Annotated in this window: 21 protein-coding genes and 1 tRNA gene; 10 read left to right on the top strand and 12 right to left on the bottom strand. The window is 55.3% G+C overall.

The window, feature by feature from the left end:
• Positions 1–18: 18 nt before the first annotated feature.
• Positions 19–369 (top strand): hypothetical protein, encoded by a 351-nt coding sequence (locus tag QWY83_RS02490; RefSeq protein WP_067552149.1) that lies wholly within the window; start codon positions 19–21, stop codon positions 367–369.
• 52 nt (positions 370–421) lie between these two features.
• Here QWY83_RS02490 and QWY83_RS02495 read toward each other — a convergent pair whose 3' ends face one another.
• Entirely contained in the window at positions 422–1,591 is a 1,170-nt protein-coding gene (locus QWY83_RS02495) for a MalY/PatB family protein (protein WP_249946118.1), read from the bottom strand.
• Positions 1,592–1,705: 114 nt separating this feature from the next.
• Between QWY83_RS02495 and def (QWY83_RS02500) the strand changes: the two genes are divergently transcribed.
• Genes def (QWY83_RS02500) through QWY83_RS02515 form a run of 4 tightly spaced genes read left to right on the top strand, consistent with a single transcriptional unit; the run spans position 1,706 to position 3,789 of the window.
• Positions 1,706–2,227 (top strand): peptide deformylase, encoded by a 522-nt coding sequence (gene def / locus QWY83_RS02500; RefSeq protein ID WP_249946117.1) that lies wholly within the window; start codon positions 1,706–1,708, stop codon positions 2,225–2,227.
• Positions 2,227–2,724, top strand: coding sequence for a peptide deformylase (def, locus tag QWY83_RS02505; protein ID WP_249946116.1), 498 nt, complete (start codon positions 2,227–2,229; stop codon positions 2,722–2,724). The genes def (QWY83_RS02500) and def (QWY83_RS02505) overlap by 1 nt, the downstream gene beginning before the upstream one ends.
• A 4-nt stretch (positions 2,725–2,728) precedes the next feature.
• Positions 2,729–3,625: a methionyl-tRNA formyltransferase gene (gene fmt / locus QWY83_RS02510; RefSeq protein ID WP_249946115.1), complete on the top strand. Its 897-nt coding sequence runs from the start codon at positions 2,729–2,731 to the stop codon at positions 3,623–3,625.
• A complete protein-coding gene (locus tag QWY83_RS02515) occupies positions 3,625–3,789 on the top strand; it encodes a hypothetical protein (protein ID WP_158664457.1) in 165 nt (54 codons plus the stop codon). The genes fmt and QWY83_RS02515 overlap by 1 nt, the downstream gene beginning before the upstream one ends.
• On the opposite strand, the gene QWY83_RS02520 is transcribed toward QWY83_RS02515, so the two are convergent.
• Positions 3,790–4,413 (bottom strand): trimeric intracellular cation channel family protein, encoded by a 624-nt coding sequence (locus QWY83_RS02520; protein WP_249946114.1) that lies wholly within the window; start codon positions 4,411–4,413, stop codon positions 3,790–3,792.
• Positions 4,414–4,491: 78 nt separating this feature from the next.
• Positions 4,492–4,581 (bottom strand) — tRNA-Ser (locus tag QWY83_RS02525).
• 118 nt (positions 4,582–4,699) lie between these two features.
• On the opposite strand from QWY83_RS02525, the gene QWY83_RS02530 reads away from it, so the two are divergent.
• Complete coding sequence (locus tag QWY83_RS02530) at positions 4,700–5,380, top strand: DUF4130 domain-containing protein (RefSeq protein ID WP_249946113.1); 681 nt, start codon at positions 4,700–4,702, stop codon at positions 5,378–5,380.
• On the opposite strand, the gene ychF is transcribed toward QWY83_RS02530, so the two are convergent.
• Positions 5,370–6,467 (bottom strand): redox-regulated ATPase YchF, encoded by a 1,098-nt coding sequence (ychF, locus tag QWY83_RS02535; protein ID WP_067547979.1) that lies wholly within the window; start codon positions 6,465–6,467, stop codon positions 5,370–5,372. The genes QWY83_RS02530 and ychF overlap by 11 nt on opposite strands.
• Before the next feature lie 164 nt (positions 6,468–6,631).
• Positions 6,632–7,402 carry a ZIP family metal transporter gene (locus QWY83_RS02540; protein WP_249946112.1) on the bottom strand — a complete coding sequence of 257 codons (771 nt, stop codon included), beginning with the start codon at positions 7,400–7,402 and terminating at the stop codon, positions 6,632–6,634.
• Between the two features lie 189 nt (positions 7,403–7,591).
• On the opposite strand from QWY83_RS02540, the gene QWY83_RS02545 reads away from it, so the two are divergent.
• Positions 7,592–8,209, top strand: coding sequence for a 50S ribosomal protein L25/general stress protein Ctc (locus QWY83_RS02545; RefSeq protein WP_249946111.1), 618 nt, complete (start codon positions 7,592–7,594; stop codon positions 8,207–8,209).
• 96 nt (positions 8,210–8,305) lie between these two features.
• Here the strand turns inward: QWY83_RS02545 and pssA are convergent, their stop codons facing one another.
• The 3 genes from pssA to QWY83_RS02560 all read right to left on the bottom strand — a co-directional run bounded on the left by pssA (position 8,306) and on the right by QWY83_RS02560 (position 11,986).
• Positions 8,306–9,067, bottom strand: coding sequence for a CDP-diacylglycerol--serine O-phosphatidyltransferase (pssA, locus tag QWY83_RS02550; protein ID WP_290245315.1), 762 nt, complete (start codon positions 9,065–9,067; stop codon positions 8,306–8,308).
• A gap of 8 nt (positions 9,068–9,075) precedes the next feature.
• A complete protein-coding gene (locus tag QWY83_RS02555; RefSeq protein WP_249946109.1) occupies positions 9,076–9,756 on the bottom strand; it encodes a phosphatidylserine decarboxylase in 681 nt (226 codons plus the stop codon).
• Between the two features lie 112 nt (positions 9,757–9,868).
• The gene (locus tag QWY83_RS02560; RefSeq protein WP_249946108.1) at positions 9,869–11,986 is read right to left on the bottom strand and encodes a DEAD/DEAH box helicase; all 2,118 of its coding nucleotides are present in this window, start codon (positions 11,984–11,986) and stop codon (positions 9,869–9,871) included.
• Between the two features lie 107 nt (positions 11,987–12,093).
• On the opposite strand from QWY83_RS02560, the gene pth reads away from it, so the two are divergent.
• From pth to QWY83_RS02575, 3 genes are read left to right on the top strand one after another with little or no spacing between them, the layout of a single operon-like run.
• Positions 12,094–12,792, top strand: a complete 699-nt coding sequence (pth, locus tag QWY83_RS02565) for an aminoacyl-tRNA hydrolase (RefSeq protein WP_249946107.1) — start codon at positions 12,094–12,096, stop codon at positions 12,790–12,792.
• Positions 12,789–13,820 (top strand): DUF2332 domain-containing protein, encoded by a 1,032-nt coding sequence (locus tag QWY83_RS02570; RefSeq protein WP_249946106.1) that lies wholly within the window; start codon positions 12,789–12,791, stop codon positions 13,818–13,820. Before pth ends, QWY83_RS02570 begins: the two co-directional genes overlap by 4 nt.
• Before the next feature lie 10 nt (positions 13,821–13,830).
• Positions 13,831–14,205, top strand: coding sequence for a DUF2237 family protein (locus QWY83_RS02575; protein WP_249946105.1), 375 nt, complete (start codon positions 13,831–13,833; stop codon positions 14,203–14,205).
• Here QWY83_RS02575 and QWY83_RS02580 read toward each other — a convergent pair.
• The 4 genes from QWY83_RS02580 to trpB form a co-directional block, all read right to left on the bottom strand.
• Positions 14,190–14,693, bottom strand: a complete 504-nt coding sequence (locus QWY83_RS02580; RefSeq protein ID WP_249946104.1) for a helix-turn-helix transcriptional regulator — start codon at positions 14,691–14,693, stop codon at positions 14,190–14,192. The genes QWY83_RS02575 and QWY83_RS02580 overlap by 16 nt on opposite strands.
• 18 nt (positions 14,694–14,711) lie before the next feature.
• Positions 14,712–15,191, bottom strand: a complete 480-nt coding sequence (locus QWY83_RS02585; protein WP_249946103.1) for a hypothetical protein — start codon at positions 15,189–15,191, stop codon at positions 14,712–14,714.
• A gap of 60 nt (positions 15,192–15,251) precedes the next feature.
• Entirely contained in the window at positions 15,252–15,680 is a 429-nt protein-coding gene (locus QWY83_RS02590; protein WP_105234067.1) for a hypothetical protein, read from the bottom strand.
• 190 nt (positions 15,681–15,870) lie between these two features.
• Positions 15,871–17,127, bottom strand: coding sequence for a tryptophan synthase subunit beta (gene trpB, locus QWY83_RS02595; protein ID WP_067548015.1), 1,257 nt, complete (start codon positions 17,125–17,127; stop codon positions 15,871–15,873).
• Positions 17,128–17,179 lie beyond the last annotated feature (52 nt).

Genomic DNA, 17,179 nt, shown 5'->3' on the forward strand with positions numbered 1-17,179 from the left:
AGTCTGGAGGAGACGCCCATGTCCGAATTTCTACCCGAAGCCGTTCGCCAAGGTCTTGAAGATGCTCGCCGCGCCGCATTGTTGCGGTCGTCGCGCCTCTGTGTTCATGACGGTGATGACGTCTATCGTATCCTTCGCATGTGGGACACTGGCTTTGCTATGGATGCTAAAGACGCGCCAAAGTTGCGTGGTCACGTCAAGATCTATGACGGCCCCAAGTATATGTACCAAGCCCTAGTGGTCACATCGCGTGAAGAAGAAGGCGAACGTGTGTTCGATTTTAAATGGCATCAGGCTGCCGCGGACGGCCCCGCTGCCGATTTCGTGCGCGCTCGTGAGCTGCCCGCTGGATATCTCACCAGCAGCTAAACTGGAGGTGCAGAGCTGGGGCATGGTTCCCTCACCCCAGCTTTCCGAATCGTTACTGCAGATCTGAAAACGCTGCTTTGAGCCGCTCTACCGCGTCTTCAATTCGCGACCGCGGTGTCGCAAGGTTGAAGCGCAGGAAGTTGTCGCCGCCGAGGCCAAAGCTTGGTCCATGGTTCGGTGCGATTTTGGCGACGGACTGGACGCGAGTTGTGAATTCGTCCCGAGCCATCCCTGTGCCTTCAAAATCGACCCAAGCGAGGTAAGTCGATTCCAGCGCCATCGATTTCACCCCGGGGATCGCATTGACGCCTTCGTCAAAGAGGCGGCGATTTCCGTCCAAATAGACGCAAAGTTCATCGACCCACGCGGCCCCTCCTGGTGAGTAGGCGGCCATGGCCATGAATAATCCGAATGAGTTGGGCGAGAGGCCAAGCGCAGCCATCCGAGCGGCGAATTTTGCGCGTAGGTCAGGGTCAGCGATGATCACATTGCCAGAATGGCTCCCCGCGATGTTAAACGTCTTGGTCGTCGCGGTCATCATGACGAGACGGTCTTCAATCCCGTCGATCTTGGTCATTGGGATGTGCGTGTGACCAGGCATAATCAGGTCGTGGTGAATCTCGTCCGATACGAGGACTAGGTCATGCCGTTTTGCAAAGGCCGCGACGGCCTCTAGCTCTGCCTTTGACCAAACGCGGCCCCCCGGATTGTGGGGAGAGCAAAGAATGACCATTCTTTCCGAACCCGTCATCTGAGCATCATAGGCGTCGAAATCGTATTCATACCGACCGTTGTTGTTCACCAGTTGGCATTCGACCACGTTGCGACCAGCCGCACGAATGACGCGGGCAAAGGCATGGTAAACGGGGGTAAATAGGACAACGCCGTCGCCGACATTGGTGAACGCGTCAACACACAGCGCTGTGCCGTTGACCAGACCATGTGTGGTGAAGATTGATTTCGGATCGACGCTCCATCCATGGCGGTTTTCCATCCACCAGCAAATCGCGTCGCGATAAGGGCCGTCGTTTCCGAAATATCCCATCACGCCGTGGTTTGCTTGATTGCGGATTGCGTCACGCACGCAATCGGGCGCGGCAAAGTCCATGTCGGCGACCCACATTGCGAGGCCATCATCAGGAGATACACCATAGATGGCCTGCATCTCGTCCCATTTGACGTTATGGGTTCCGCGACGGTCGATGATTTCGTCGAAATTCATTGGGATCTCCAGAGTTCAGGCCAGCTTTGCGCCAATGTTTGCTTTGATCTGATCCAAAGGTCCAGTGGTGAGCCAATCCTTGCGGGATCGCACGGGAAACGCTACATGCCGAGCATGACATTGCGACCCATCTTGATCCATCCCGACCCGCGCCTGAAAAAGGTCGCTGACCCTGTTGCAGAGGTTTCGAAAGAAATCCGCAAGCAGGCCGACGATATGATTGAAACCATGTACGATGCCCCTGGTATCGGGCTTGCGGCACCGCAGATTGGTATCTTGAACCGACTGCTGGTCATGGATGCACAGCGTGATCCAGAAGCAAAGCCGAATCCGATGGTTCTGATCAATCCTGAAGTCATTTGGGAGTCGGACGAAAAGAACGTCTACGAAGAGGGCTGCCTTTCGATCCCCGACCAGTTCGCCGAAGTTGAACGCCCGAAAATGGTGCGCGTCCGTTGGCTCGATCTGGATGGTAAGACGGTTGAGGAAGAGTTCGATAACCTCTGGGCGACCTGCGTTCAGCACGAAATCGACCACCTCAACGGCACGCTGTTCATCGACTACCTGAAGCCGCTCAAACGGCAGATGATCACGCGTAAAATGCAAAAACTAAAACGCGAATTGGCGCGCGGCTGATGGCGCATCGTCCTTTCGTCATGTGGCCGCATCGGTCATTGCGCACGCCTGCTGCACCTGTCGAAGCCATTACCGATGACATCCGCGCCATTTGGACTGAGATGGTCGAGGCGATGGATGCAATGCCGGGCGTTGGCCTCGCTGCAGTTCAGTTGGGTATCGACCTGCGTTTGGCTGTCGTTGATTGTTCGGACGAGCGTGGCAAAGCTGTGAAAATGGCGAACCCCGAAGTGCTTCACGCGTCGGTTCAGCCTCGTGACCATGAAGAAGCCTCTCCGAATTTGCCCGGCGTTTCGGCCAAGGTAACGCGACCGCGTGCGGTCACTGTTCGGTTCCTGAACGAGCGGGGCGAAACCGAAGATCGCGACTTTGTTGGCCTATGGGCGACCTCGGTTCAGCATCAGATCGATCACCTGAACGGCAAAATGTATTTCGACAATCTGTCGAAGGTGAAGCGTGATATGCTGATCCGTAAGGCAAAGAAACTGAACGGATAATCCAATGCGCGTTGTGTTTATGGGGACCCCTGACTTCTCGGTTCCAGTCTTGCAGGCGCTGGTCGATGCGGGCCACGAGGTTGTCGCAGCTTATTCTCAGCCTCCGCGCCCCGCAGGTCGTGGTAAAAAGGATCGCCCAAGCCCCGTTCAGGCTCGTGCAGAAGAACTCGGTATCCCCGTTCGTCATCCTGTGAACTTTAAAGACGCAGAGGATGTCGCTTCGTTTGCGGCGCTACAGGCAGACGTTGCTGTTGTGGTTGCCTATGGACTGATCCTTCCGCAAAGCCTCTTGGATGCCCCGAAACATGGCTGCCTCAATATCCATGCGTCTTTGCTACCACGCTGGCGTGGCGCTGCTCCCATTCACCGCGCGATTATGGCGGGTGATGCTGAGACAGGCGTCTGTATCATGCAGATGGAGGCTGGATTGGACACTGGTCCAGTTCTGATGCGTCAGACTACCGCGATCGGTGCCGAAGAGACGACAGGGCAATTACATGATTGGCTGTCCGATATGGGCGCAAAACTGATCGTTGAGGCTCTGTCACGATTGGATACACTGACCCCTGAGGTCCAGTCACAAGATGGCGTGACCTACGCGTCCAAAATCGACAAGGCAGAGGCGCGTATCGATTGGACCCAGCCTGCCGAAGTGATCGACCGACAGATACGTGGCCTGTCGCCGTTCCCTGGCGCGTGGTGCGACGTGAATGGCGAACGGGTTAAACTTCTCGGTTCCAAACTGGCCGACGGCAACGGCAAAGCTGGGCAAGTCCTTCACGGCTTCACCATTGCATGTGGTGAAGGCGCGGTAGAGATTACCCGCCTTCAACGCGAAGGCAAAAAGCCCGTTAGCACCGAAGATGCCCTCCGCGGCATGACTTTGCCGGAGCACATCTGATGTTTCTTCTCATGGGATTGCCGCGCATGGCGCTGAATTTCATGATTTGGTTTCTTATCTGGATGTTCACGCGACCAGGTGGCTGGCTCTTTGCCTGTGTTGCCGTGGTGCTTGCGGTCAAAACACTTCCGCCCGAGCTCTGGGGTATGGTTAATCCAGAATAATCACTGGCGGGGTGGACGGCTCTTGTAAGCAGGCATCGACCATCCAAGAGCGAGGCTCCCAGCCCGCAGCGCAAACGTTACGCCGGCACACAACATCAGCGCGACGGGTTGCGTGATCCCTGCGCCAATCGCAAGCATCGCTGCCGCGGCCCCGATAAATGCTGCTGAGATATACAATTCGCCCTGTTTGAGGACCAACGGGACCTCATTGCAAACCACATCGCGCATCAAGCCGCCGAAACATCCTGTCGTCACGCCCATAATCAAAACGATTGGCCATTCCTGAGACTGGTTCACGGCCACGCCAACTCCCGTTGGAACGGCGACCGCGAGAGCGGCAGCATCTAGCCAAGTTAATGTTTTTAAACGGCTTTCAAGTAGGTGAGCTGTAAAGAAAGTGCCCATTGCTGCGACCGCGGCAATCACGAGAACGATTGGTTTGTCGATCCAAAACAAAGGGTTTCGATCCAACAAAAGGTCTCGAACCGTGCCGCCACCGACCGCAGTCAAAGCGGCGATAAAAAAGAAACCAACGGGATCGAGCTGCGCACGACTGGCCACCAGCGCACCAGTCAGCGCAAAGATAAACACAGACGAGTATTCGAGAATTTCAAGAAATGACATCGCTCCTCCTCGGTCTGTCGTAGCACAGATTTGCTGCGATGGGACCATAGAGTAAGTCTAAATAACGATGCCAGATAATGGCGGAGACGAAGGGATTCGAACCCTCGAGACGATTCCTCGCCTACTCCCTTAGCAGGGGAGCGCCTTCGACCACTCGGCCACGTCTCCGTCGACCCGTTTAGCGATGGCTTTGAAGGAAAACAAGGCACCTCTGGCAGAAAGTTTTCGTGGCCGAAATGGTTTAGAGATCTTGCGTATAGCTTAAAAGAACATATCATGAACAAAAATGTATGCCGCCATGTATTCGATTACCCTCCCATTTACTGGAACGGCCATAGCATGGCGTCGGATTGCACGGCGCCTGCTGTCGGCGCGTATCGCGCCTGAATTTGTGGAGTGGGCGGTTGGGGCGACGGAGATGGTGCCGACTTTGCCTGATGAGCGTTACAAGGCTCGGGTGCCGGAACGCTTTGTCATTTTGACTGAAACCGCCGTGTGGCATTCGGATCCAGCAAGGTTTGACCTGCTATATCGTTTGGCGTGGCGGTTACGCCTCCAGCCGTCGCTCGTCGGGGAACGTAGCGACACAGACGTCCTACGGATTCTCGAAATCGAAAATGACGTATTGAGAGCGCATCGAAAATTGGGGCGCGATCTTCGTTTGCATGAGGTGGGACGACAGGCTGGGAGGCGTATCTTTGCTGGGTGGTGTGATGTGCCGCATGATCCTTTGGAATTGGCGCTGCCAAAGTATCAGCGCCAATTTTCCGAATTTGATTGGGTTATCTATACACCCCAGCGGATGGTTCGCTGCACGCAGGGCAATGTCTCAATAGCGCCGCCGCCTGAGCGGCCAGAGTTGCTGCGCGATACGATGCATTCTGACTGGTATGAATGGTTAAGGGCGCAGGTTTGCCCCGCGCCCTCAAACGATAGAACGGATTTTTCGGCCAATCTTACGTATTGAAGAGGAAGTGCATCACGTCGCCGTCTTGGACGATGTATGCTTTGCCTTCCGCACGCATTTTACCAGCTTCTTTAGCGCCAGTTTCACCCTTGAACTGGATGTAGTCATTGAACGCGATGGTTTCAGCGCGGATGAAGCCACGTTCAAAGTCGCCATGGATTACGCCAGCAGCAGCGGGAGCGCCCGTGCCTTCTTTGATGGTCCATGCGCGGGCTTCTTTCGGGCCAACGGTGAAGTAGGTTTGCAGGTGAAGCAGTTCATAGCCAGCGCGGATGAGACGATCGAGGCCTGCCTCGGTGAGGCCTAGTTCAGAGAGGAACATTTCCTGTTCTTCGTCGTCGAGCTGGCTTATTTCTTCTTCGATGCGAGCGGAAATAACAACGTGGCTGTTGCCCTGAGCCGCTGCCATTTCAGCAACGCGAGCCGATTGGCTATTGCCTGCGCCAGCAGAGGTTTCTTCGACGTTACAAACATAAAGGACAGGTTTGGTCGACAACAGTTGCAGCATCTTCCACTGCTTCTGGTCGTCTTCCGAAATCTCGACGGTGCGGGCTGGTTTGCCTGCTTCGATTGCGTCCTTCGCGAGTTTCAGGAGCCGTTCCTGTTCAACAGCCTCTTTGTCACCACCGCGAACCTTGCGGACGATGTTCTGTAGGCGACGCTCGATCGACTCTAGGTCAGCCAGCATCAGTTCCATCTCGATGGTCTCTGCGTCGGCGACAGGGTCCACGCGGCCTTCAACGTGCGTGATGTCATCATCTTCAAAGCAGCGTAGAACGTGGGCGATGGCATCACATTCGCGGATGTTGGCAAGGAATTGGTTACCAAGACCTTCGCCTTTGGAAGCGCCTTTCACGAGGCCAGCGATGTCTACAAATGTCATCCGTGTTGGGATGATCTGTTTGGAGCCAGCGATTTCGGCCAGAGCATCAAGGCGCTGATCGGGGACGGCCACTTCGCCGACGTTCGGTTCGATGGTGCAGAAGGGGAAGTTTGCGGCCTGTGCCGCTGCCGTTTTGGTCAGCGCGTTAAACAGGGTCGATTTGCCGACGTTCGGCAGACCCACGATACCCATCTTGAATCCCATCGGACCCTCCTGAAATTGCTCGAATGGCTTCTAGGCTGCAAGGCGCTTCGACGCAAGCGTCGCTGGGGGCATTGCCCCCAGACCCCCAGGATATTTAAGGCACAAAGGCAGTATGGCGGATTTTATTTGCGCGCGAGGGCGGTGCGGTCACAGTGCCCGTCTCTTTATCCAAGAGTAACGTCTAGGATCATCATCAAGATCAGACCGAAGAGAAGACCAGTGGTAGCACGGTTCTGATGCCCGTTGCGGTGCGTTTCAGGGAGGATTTCGTGGCTGATGATGTACAGCATTGCCCCTGCAGAGAATGTCAGTCCGAGCGGTAGGATTTCGTGGGTGACGGAAACTGCGCTAGCGCCAATCAGTGCGCCGATAGGTTCGACCATGCCGGTCAGGGCGGCAACGAGGAAAGACTTCCACCTCGAATAGCCGCGCCCGATGAGCGCAACGGCAACAGCAAGGCCCTCGGGCATGTCTTGGAGCGAGATACCTGTCATAACCGATATGCCGCTGGTTGTGCCGTCACCAAAGGCTACGCCGATCGACATGCCTTCGGGGAAGTTGTGGATGGTGATTGCAATGACGAAGAGCCAGATGCGCCCCATTGCAGCAGCGTCGGCGCCTTCTTGCCCTGTGATGAAATGTTCATGGGGCAATGACGAGTTCAGCCAAGCGACAAATCCAGCGCCAAGGGCGATCCCAACGCCAGCGATGAGGGAGGCGATCAAGGTAGAGCCGTATTGCTCTGTCGCAATATCAATCCCTGGCAGGATCAAGGAGAAGTAGGATGCCGAGAGCATCACGCCTGCTGCGAAACCTAAAAGCGTATCGCTGGCGCGTTGGCTCAGTGTCTTCCCAATTAACACCGGAACAGCGCCCAAGGCCGTCGCAATGCCTGCGACCAGACCGCCCAGTGTGCCGTTGAGAATGGTTTCCATAAATGCGCTCCCAGAATTTACGCGCATTAAATTTAGAATCATTTTAAATAGCAAGATAATCCAAGGTGTTTTCTCTTTACCAAGGAGCGATTTTCGCCTTTCCAAAAAGGGGATTCGCGTGTAAGAGCGCGGCTTCATCGGGCCGCACACCCTTGGAGGGCGGCCCCTCATCTTATGGAGATTATCAAGATGGCACGTGAGATTCCTGATCTTATCGCCACGGAACGTACGGGGACAGGCAAGGGGGCCGCTCGTCAAGCTCGCCGTGATGGGCTCGTTCCGGGTATCGTTTACGGTGGTGGACAAGATCCGCTTCCGCTGAACTTCAACTACAACAAACTGCTTCAGAAACTGAAGCAGGGCCGTTTCATGTCCACCCTGTTCAACCTGAAAGTTGAAGGTCAGGAAGATGTACGTGTGATCTGCCGTGGCGTTCAGCGCGATGTTGTAAAAGACCTGCCGACTCACATCGACTTCATGCGCTTGAAGCGCACCAGCCGTGTGAACCTGTTCGTGCACGTTGAGTTCGAAAACCACAAAGCTGCACCGGGCATCAAAAAAGGCGGCGTTCTGACCGTTGTTCGTCCGGAAGTCGAGCTTAGCGTTATCGCTGGCGACATTCCTGAGCAGATCGTCGTTGACCTGACCGGCCGCGAAATCGGCGATGTGATCCACATCTCTGACGTAACTCTGCCGGAAGGCGTTTCGCCGACCATCGACCGTGACTTCGTTATTGCGAACATCTCGGCTCCGTCGGGTCTGCGTTCGGCTGGTGCTGATGAAGACGAAGAGGGTGCAGAAGAGTAATTCTCTTCTTCACAACAGAATTAGGAAAACGGGGTCCAACGGGCCCCGTTTTCTTTTGTTGCTGAGGAAAATATTGGGTTTGATCCGCGGTAGGCTTCAGGACTGAGCGAACAGGTTACCGCGTGCCTTCACGATGCTAACAAGCAAGATGAAGATGTAGATCACGTTCACGGATACGAGCAGCAGCCAAGGACGGAAGAACACGAGACCGACGACGAGTAGAGTAAGCACGAGCACGACCCGAGAGAGGCTGCGTGGAACTCGGACGGCCTTGAGCGATAGCGTCTTCATTGTTGAGATCATAAGTACGCCAACAAATCCGAGCCAAATTGCTATGACCATGGGAATCGAGTGGGCATCGAAGTAACCGCCGAATACAAGGAATGCAGGCATCAGCGCGAGCATCGCGCCACCTGGTGACGGGACACCTACAAAATGGGGCGTTTCACCGTCGTCCGTCTTTGGCTTGTCCTTCATTACGTTGAAGCGAGCAAGACGAAGGCAGGCCGCTCCAGCGTAAACCAGCGCGAAAATCCAGCCGAGGCCGCCAAGAGAGCTCAGGAAAAACTGGTATATCAAGATCGACGGTGCGACGCCAAAGCACACAAAATCCGAGAGCGAGTCGAGTTCGCCGCCCAATTCGGACGTAGAGTTGAGCCGACGCGCCATGAGGCCATCAAGGCCATCCATGACAGCAGCGAGCATGATCAGGAACGTGGCGAGCATGAAACGTTCGTCGACGGCAAAGCGGATGGACGTGAGACCCAAGCACATTCCTGTCAGGGTCACCATATTGGGGACCATTTGGACGAAAGGAACGCGGCCCTTGGTGTCCCTATTGTTTTCGTGCTCGCTCATGAGGTGCCTTAGGCTTGGGGCGCTTCGCCCAAATCTGCAATAACAGTTTCGCCAGCGATCATTGTCTGGCCTATCGATACCATCGGCTTTGCGCCTTCGGGAAGATAGATATCCAGACGAGACCCGAAACGGATGAGACCAAAACGTTCACCAACGCCGATCTCTTGGCCTTCTTTGGACCAGCACAGAATGCGACGCGCGACGAGGCCCGCGATCTGAACGGTGCCGAATTTCCGACCATCGGGAAGCTCGATGGTGATGCCGTTACGCTCGTTGTCCTCGGACGCTTTGTCGAGTGACGCGTTCAGGAATTTACCGGGACGGTATGCAACCGCGGTGATTGTGCCAGCAGCAGGTGCGCGGTTCACGTGACAGTTAAACACCGACATGAACACGGAAATGCGGGTCATGGCTTCGTCGCCAAGGCCTAGCTCTGCAGGTGGAACAGCAGGTTCCAGCAGCGACACAACGCCGTCCGCTGGAGAAACCATAATGCCCTTGCGGTCAGGCGTGACGCGTACGGGGTCGCGAAAGAAGTAATAGACCCAAACCGTCAGGCCGACGCCAATCCAGCCGAGCGGCTCCCAGAGAAGGAACAACAGGACCGTAATCGCTGCAGCGATTGCTACAAACTTGCGCCCTTCGGGGTGCATGGGTTTTACAAAGGTCGATAGCATCGAGACAGACATCAGAGCACCATTTTTCGAATGAGTTGGGTCTCTTTAGCCGCGTGGTCGCGTCAAGAAAACCTCTCTTGAGGTGATCGTAGACATATGATCACGAAAAGAGAGGCCTATTTTCTTAGTTCTTTGGGTTCTTCTTAAAACCACCTTTGGGATTGCCGCCCTTGAACGACGACTTGCGGTCGCCAGAAGGCTTGCCACCGAATTTCTTACCAGCTGGTTTGTCACCAAATGTGCGTTTTCCTGCGGGCTTCTTTGCTGCGTCGTCGCCAGCACGAGCACGCGGCTTAGCAAAAGACGGACGATCAACGCGGCCATCGTCGCGGCGCTTCATGTCTTCTTTCTTCCAGCGCGTTTTGATGCGCGGCTCGGAGCCAGTTTCGCCTTCGGATTTGGTTTCTACTTTGCGAGGTTTAGTATCGGGTTTGTCAAAACGCGCGGGGCGATCAAACTTTGCGGGTTTGTCCTTGCGCTCTGGACGTTCGAAACGTTCTGGACGAGGCGAACGCTCACCACGCTCACCACGCTCACCACGCTCACCACGCTCACCACGCTCACCACGCTCACCACGTTCTTCGCGACGAGGACGGTCCGACGGGCCTCCACGATGGGGAGGACGCTCAGGACGGTCTGGACGTGGGCCGCGCGGTTTACGTGCGTCCATTTCGGGTGCTTGGTCCATGACGACCAGCGAAATGCCCTGTTCCAACTCGAGGTTCGCACCTTCGCGCACAACCATCGCCTTGCCAGCTTCTTCCTGAACTTCGACGTAGGTGTCCGTATCGTTGATGCGGATACGGCCAATCGCATTCTTGTTAAGACCAGACTGTTTGCACAGCATCGGCAACAGCCAGCGCGGTTCCGCACGTTCGTTGCGACCGATCGAGAGTTTGAACCAAACCGACGGCCCAAATTCTTGTTTCTTCTTCTCGCGATCAACAGGCACGCCACCCAGTTCTTCAGGCGGGCAGCGACGTTCTTGATAGAGGCGCAGATAAGCCGCAGCGACTTGTTCAGCGCTGTATTTTTCTAGCAGTTTGCTGGCGAACGCAGCCTGATCCTCGTTGATGGCTTCGGACCATGCAGGGTGGTTGATCAGACGCTCTTCTTCACGTGTTTGAACAGCCTCGGCGCTAGGCGGCTCTGTCCATTCTGCTTCCAGCTTCGCCCATTTGAGCAAACGGGTGATTTTCATACGATCACGCGGTGTGGCGATCAGCGCGGAAATACCCTTGCGTCCAGCGCGACCGGTACGGCCAGAGCGGTGCAACAGGGTTTCAGTGTTTGTCGGCGTTTCAGCGTGGATAACCAACTCAAGTCCCGGAAGGTCGATACCACGTGCAGCAACGTCTGTTGCAACGCAGACCTTTGCACGACCGTCGCGCATCGCTTGCAGCGCGTGTGTCCGTTCGGTTTGGGTCAGTTCGCCCGAGAGCGATACAACTTGGAAACCACGGTTCGACAGGCGGGCCGTCAGACGGGCCACGGCTGCGCGCGTGTTCGCAAAGATGATGGTGTTATCGGGGTCATGGAACAAAAGCGCGTTGATGATCGCGTGTTCAGCATCATGCGGTGCACAGTTGAGAACCTGATACGAAATGTCAGAATGCTGTTGTTCTTTTGAAGAAACTTCGACGCGCAGGGCGTCTTTTTGGAAGTCTTTTGCAAGTTTCGCGATCAGTGGCGGAACGGTTGCGGAGAACATCAGTGTGCGGCGATCTTCGGGCGCTTCCGCCAGAATGAACTCGAGGTCCTCACGGAACCCGAGGTCGAGCATTTCGTCCGCTTCGTCCAAGACAACAGCGCGTGCCATTGTGAGGTCAAGCGCGTTGCGTTGGATGTGGTCGCGAATACGGCCTGGTGTACCGACGACGATGTGCGCACCACGTTCGAGAGCACGACGTTCGTTGCGAGGGTCCATACCACCAACAGCGGATGCAATCACGGCACCCGTTTTCGCGTAGAGCCATTCAAGCTCACGGCTGACTTGGAATGCAAGTTCGCGGGTCGGCGCAACGATCAGCGCGACAGGGAGGCCTGCGCGACCAGCAGAGCCGTCATCGTCCAAAAGGTCGGATGCGATAGCGAGGCCAAAGCCAACTGTTTTGCCAGAACCAGTACGAGCGGAAACCAGAAGGTCTTTCCCCTCGTAGTCGGGATTTAGCACAGCCTCCTGAACATCGGTCAGCGTTGTATACCCACGCTCGGATAGCGCGGCGGAAATAGTCGGGATCATCAGGGAGGCTTTCAAAAAAGGTCGAAGGTGGCCGTCTACACGGGCAGACACGCTAAGTATATAGCAAATATGTTGGCTCTGCTATGACCTGTCGGTATGGATAACATATGAAACTATTTGTCGGCCTCGGAAATCCGGGTGTGAAATACGCCCAAAATCGTCACAACATCGGCTTTATGGCCGTGGAACGTATCGCGAGCGATCACGGGTTTTCGCCGTGGCGCGCCAAATTCCAAGGCCAAACGAGCGAAGGTAGACTGGGGTCCGAAAAGGTTATCCTGTTGAAACCGGACACCTTTATGAACCTATCTGGCCAGTCTGTTGGCGAGGCGATGAGGTTTCACAAGCTCACGCCCCAAGATGTAGTCGTGTTCCACGATGAACTCGATCTCGCGCCGAGCAAGTGTCGTTTGAAAACGGGCGGCGGCCATGCGGGCCACAACGGACTTCGTTCGATCCACCAACATATCGGTGAAGCCTATGACCGCGTTCGACTTGGCATCGGGCACCCTGGGCACAAAGATCGCGTCGCTGGCTATGTTCTGTCGGATTTTGCGAAAGCAGAGCAGGTTTGGCTCGATGATATGATGCGTGGAATCAGTGACGGGGCGGGTGCCCTGGCAGAGGGTGACGGCCCCAAATTCCTAAATGCCGTGGCATTGCGTGTGGCCCCACCTCGCTCTGGAACAGGTACGGCTCAGGCTTCGAAGTCGAAGAATAAGCCCGAAAAGCTCGTTAAAAACGAACCGACGGTTGAGGAAGATACCCGCAGTCCGATGGAAAAGTTGGTGGATCGTTTCAGATGACAGGTCGCTTACCCGAGGCTCTTTTAACACAGGCGCAGGCCTCCGAGGCTCTTGGGTCACCGTTGACTGCGAACTTACTGAACTTGCTGGCTGAGAGGCTCACACCTCATTCCCCGCTCACCGCGCGTTTGTTTAATTGGCCGGGCGATATGGGGCCATCGGCAGACTCAGTCCCGTTGCGGCTCGCGGGCGCGTTGAATGCGCTTCGAATGTTGGGGCGCTGTGGGTTGGAAGATGCCTACGAAAACTATGCAACCGATCCTGATGCGCTTTGGGTGGCTGTAGAACGTGCTTTGACCGAAGAAGCCCCTTTCATATCGACGTTTATCGATAGTCCCCCGCAAACAAATGAAGTCCGCCGCTCTGCCGTTCTCATTGCGGTCTCTCACTGGCTGACAAAGCGGTTCAAACTCCCGATGAACGTTTTCGAAGTCGGTGCGAGCGCTGGCTTGAACCTTATGTGGGATAGGTTCGCATTGTATTTGGGAGAGACTGTGTATGGCGAAGGCGATAGTCCCGTTCGGTTGGCTCCTGAGTGGACAGGGCCCTATCCGCCGAGGTCAGAGCTGCGGATATTAGATCGTCGTGGCGTGGACCTGAGCCCGATTGATGTCCAGAACCCGCTAGATCGGTTGCGCCTCAAGTCGTACATTTGGCCTGATCAGTTCGAGCGCGTGGCACTCACAGAGGCAGCAATCAGGCTGTGTGATGTCAGCGTTGAACAGGGTGACGCCGTCGAGTGGTTGAATGCCAGTCTTCAAACGACGTGTGGCGCCCTGACGATGGTCTATTCGACGGTGGCTTGGCAGTATTTGCCAGCCGATGCCCAAGAGCGTGGTCGGTCGATTATCGAAACTGTGGGTCGTGCAGCGACTGCAGAAAGTCCGCTTGCATGGTTCCAGATGGAAGCTGACGGTCAAAGCGGGAGCGCAGCCCTGACGTTGCGCATTTGGCCTGGTGAACTGCGGTTCAAAATGGGTCGTGTTGATTTTCATGGCCGCTGGGTTAAATGGACCTCACCTGTGTGATGAGGCCCCGATGACTCAAATGGACCAATCTCTTAACGTATACGGTGCACCGCTTATTCCGTGCTCCACCGCTCCGATGACCGGATTTTTCCGCGACGGGTTCTGCAATACATGCGAGCAGGACCAAGGGAGCCACACCGTTTGCGCAGTCATGACCGAGGAATTCCTCGCGTTTTCGAAATACGTGGGAAATGACCTGTCGACACCGAGGCCCGAGTTCAATTTCGTAGGCCTGAAAGCTGGCGATCAATGGTGCCTTTGCGCTGGACGCTTTCTGCAAGCCGCCGACGAGGGGTGTGCGCCTTTGGTTAATCTCAATGCCACTCACATGCGGGCGCTTGAGATTGTGCCTTTGGCTGTCCTAGAGGCTCACTCTGCCGCTTGAGCGGTAACAGCAAAGGCTGTTTCATCTAACAAATCGTCAATAAACAGGCTGAGAAGCTGGGGGCGTCCCGTAACGCCAGCCTTCCTGTAAATTGCATTCGTCTGCGCTTTAACCGTGCCTTCTGACGTATTGCGAAGCGCGGCGATTTCAGCGGTATTCAGCCCTTTGATGGCAAACAACGCGACGTCTTGTTCAGCGGCGGTGAGGCCCCATGCATCGAACCGTTCGTGCATGAGTTCCATAAAAGCACCCGACGCTGCGCGTAGACGATTTTCCGCCAGTCGAGCGCGTGCGGAGGACCGTCGCAAGATGACCGCACCAAAACCGACACCGATCAGAAGGCCGAATGCGGCGCCGAGTTCGATATATTCAGAGACTTGCCACGAAAATGCAGCAACGCCAAACACCGACGACAGGATGTTCCATAGGAAAAAGGTGGCGCAAATGATTTGCACCACGAGGACAGCTGTGACTGCCCGCTTGTCCATTAATTGGAACCTATCCCGTTAATCATCGTCGTCCTTATCATCGCCACTATCTTCGTCGTCTTTGCTGTCGTTATCGTCGCCACCTCGATTGCGGCCACGATCATGATCATCGTCAGAGCTATCATCGTCCTCATCATCGCTGCGATCATCGTCATTTCCGTGTCTGTCGTGATCGTCGTCGGATTCAATTTCTTCGAGCTCCGCAATGCGGGGGATGATGGTCATATTGGATCGTTTGCTTTCGCCTATCGCACGCCAATAGTCCCTCAGCAGTTCGCCCGTGGTTGGGTTAAACACCAGCTCTCTTTCATGGGTTTGATTGCGCGCAACGACTCGAACGCGGCCCAGAAGGGTGCGATTTACCACGATGTCCGTATAGCCCTGCTCCTGCAGCTGCATAACGATGCTGTCTTGGATCGACTGCGCATGCACAGGCGCCCCAAACGCCAAAAGGGCGCTTGTGATCATAATCGAAAGAGATTGGGTCCCGAATTTCATTTGTTCACCAGAAGGGGGTTCTGACAACACGCCAGAACCCAATCATGTTAGCATGAAGCGTTACGAGTCGTCATTGCTGTCGTCGTCACTATCATCACGGCTGTCGTCGTGGTCATCATCGTGATCATCGTCGTCATGGCCGCGGCCGTGGTGACCACCATTCCGACCGTGATCGTCGTTTAGATCGTGCGAAGGGCCGTCATCGCTTCCACGAACCCGACCCGAGGCACCACGTTCGCCATCGCGTTCTGTTCGAGTTCTGACTTCGCTCGAAATCTCTGCGCCTGTCGCGCGGTCATAAATAACTTCGTACTTCATACCATCTCGATAGGCTTCGACTTTGACAGTGCTGGCCGAGTTATAGATTTCAATACCTGTGAAGCCACCATTTTGGTAAGCAGAGATGATGTTGTCGATCAGTGGATCGGCTTTGACGGTCAGTGTGGATGCAGCGATCAAAATCGCAGCGGCAAAGGTTATCTTTTTCATAATACTCTCCCTAATTAACGGTAATCCGTGGAGACAGCGTCGCCTGAAAAATGACCGTCGATCTATCCGCGCAGAGTTTATTACAGCCTAATGATCCATAGGTTGTATGGCTATAAACCAGAGTTTATGCGCCGAAAAACAAAACCCCGCACAATGGCGGGGCTTTGATTTATCATAGTATTGCAGACACTTAGTCGCTGTTGCGACCTTCGTTGCCACTGGTCATATCGACTCCTAGGTGGCGCGCAACGGTAAAGATGTCTTTGTCGCCGCGACCACACATGTTCATCACGATGATATGGTCCTTGGGCAGAGTGGGCGCGATTTTCATCACGTGAGCCAACGCGTGAGACGGTTCCAGAGCAGGGATGATGCCTTCAGTTCGGCACGAGAACTGGAATGCTTCGAGCGCTTCTTTGTCGGTGATCGACACATATTTTGCGCGACCGATGTCATGCAGCCACGCGTGTTCTGGCCCGATGCCCGGATAGTCCAAGCCAGCGGAGATCGAGAAACCTTCGAGGATTTGACCATCTTCGTCTTGGAGCAGATAGGTGCGGTTGCCATGCAGGACGCCAGGACGACCGCCTGTCAGCGACGCACAGTGCTCCATCTTTTCGTTCACGCCTTTTCCACCAGCTTCGACGCCGATAATATTGACCGATGGATCATCGAGGAACGGGTAGAACAGACCCATTGCGTTTGATCCCCCACCGATCGCGGCAATCACGGTATCGGGCAGTCGACCTTCACCCTCTTGTTCGGGCAACTGCCAGCGGACTTCTTTACCGATGATCGATTGGAAATCGCGAACCATGGCAGGGTAGGGGTGCGGGCCAGCAACGGTGCCGATGCAGTAGAAGGTATCTTCGACGTTGGTGACCCAATCCCTAAGCGCGTCGTTCATTGCATCTTTCAGTGTGCCACGGCCAGAGGTCACTGGAATAACCTCGGCACCAAGCAGCTTCATGCGGAACACGTTCGGCTGCTGACGTTCAACGTCATGTGCACCCATGTAGACCACACACTTCAGGCCGAATTTGGCACAAACAGTTGCCGTTGCTACGCCGTGCTGGCCTGCGCCCGTTTCAGCGATGATCCGCGACTTACCCATGCGGCGTGCAAGGATGATCTGGCCAAGCACGTTGTTAATTTTGTGTGCACCAGTGTGGTTCAACTCGTCACGCTTGAGGTAGATTTTTGCTCCACCTAGCTCTTCGGTCATGCGGCTGGCAAAATACAGCGGGGATGGGCGGCCGACGTAGTGTTTCCACAGATCGTCCATCTCGGCCCAGAAGGTCGCATCGGTTTTTGCTTTTTCGTACTCAGCCTGCAGATCAAGGATCAGTGGCATCAGTGTTTCAGCAACGAACCGACCGCCGAAATTGCCAAAGCGGCCTTGTTCGTCCGGACCGTTCATAAAGCTGTTGAATAGATCGTCTGCCATCGTGGCCTCCCCGAAGTTCAGCAGAACAGTTAGCGCCAATGCGCTAAGGGGT

Origin of the sequence: Marivivens donghaensis (genome assembly GCF_030410045.1) — a bacterium.
Lineage (GTDB): Bacteria > Pseudomonadota > Alphaproteobacteria > Rhodobacterales > Rhodobacteraceae > Marivivens > Marivivens donghaensis.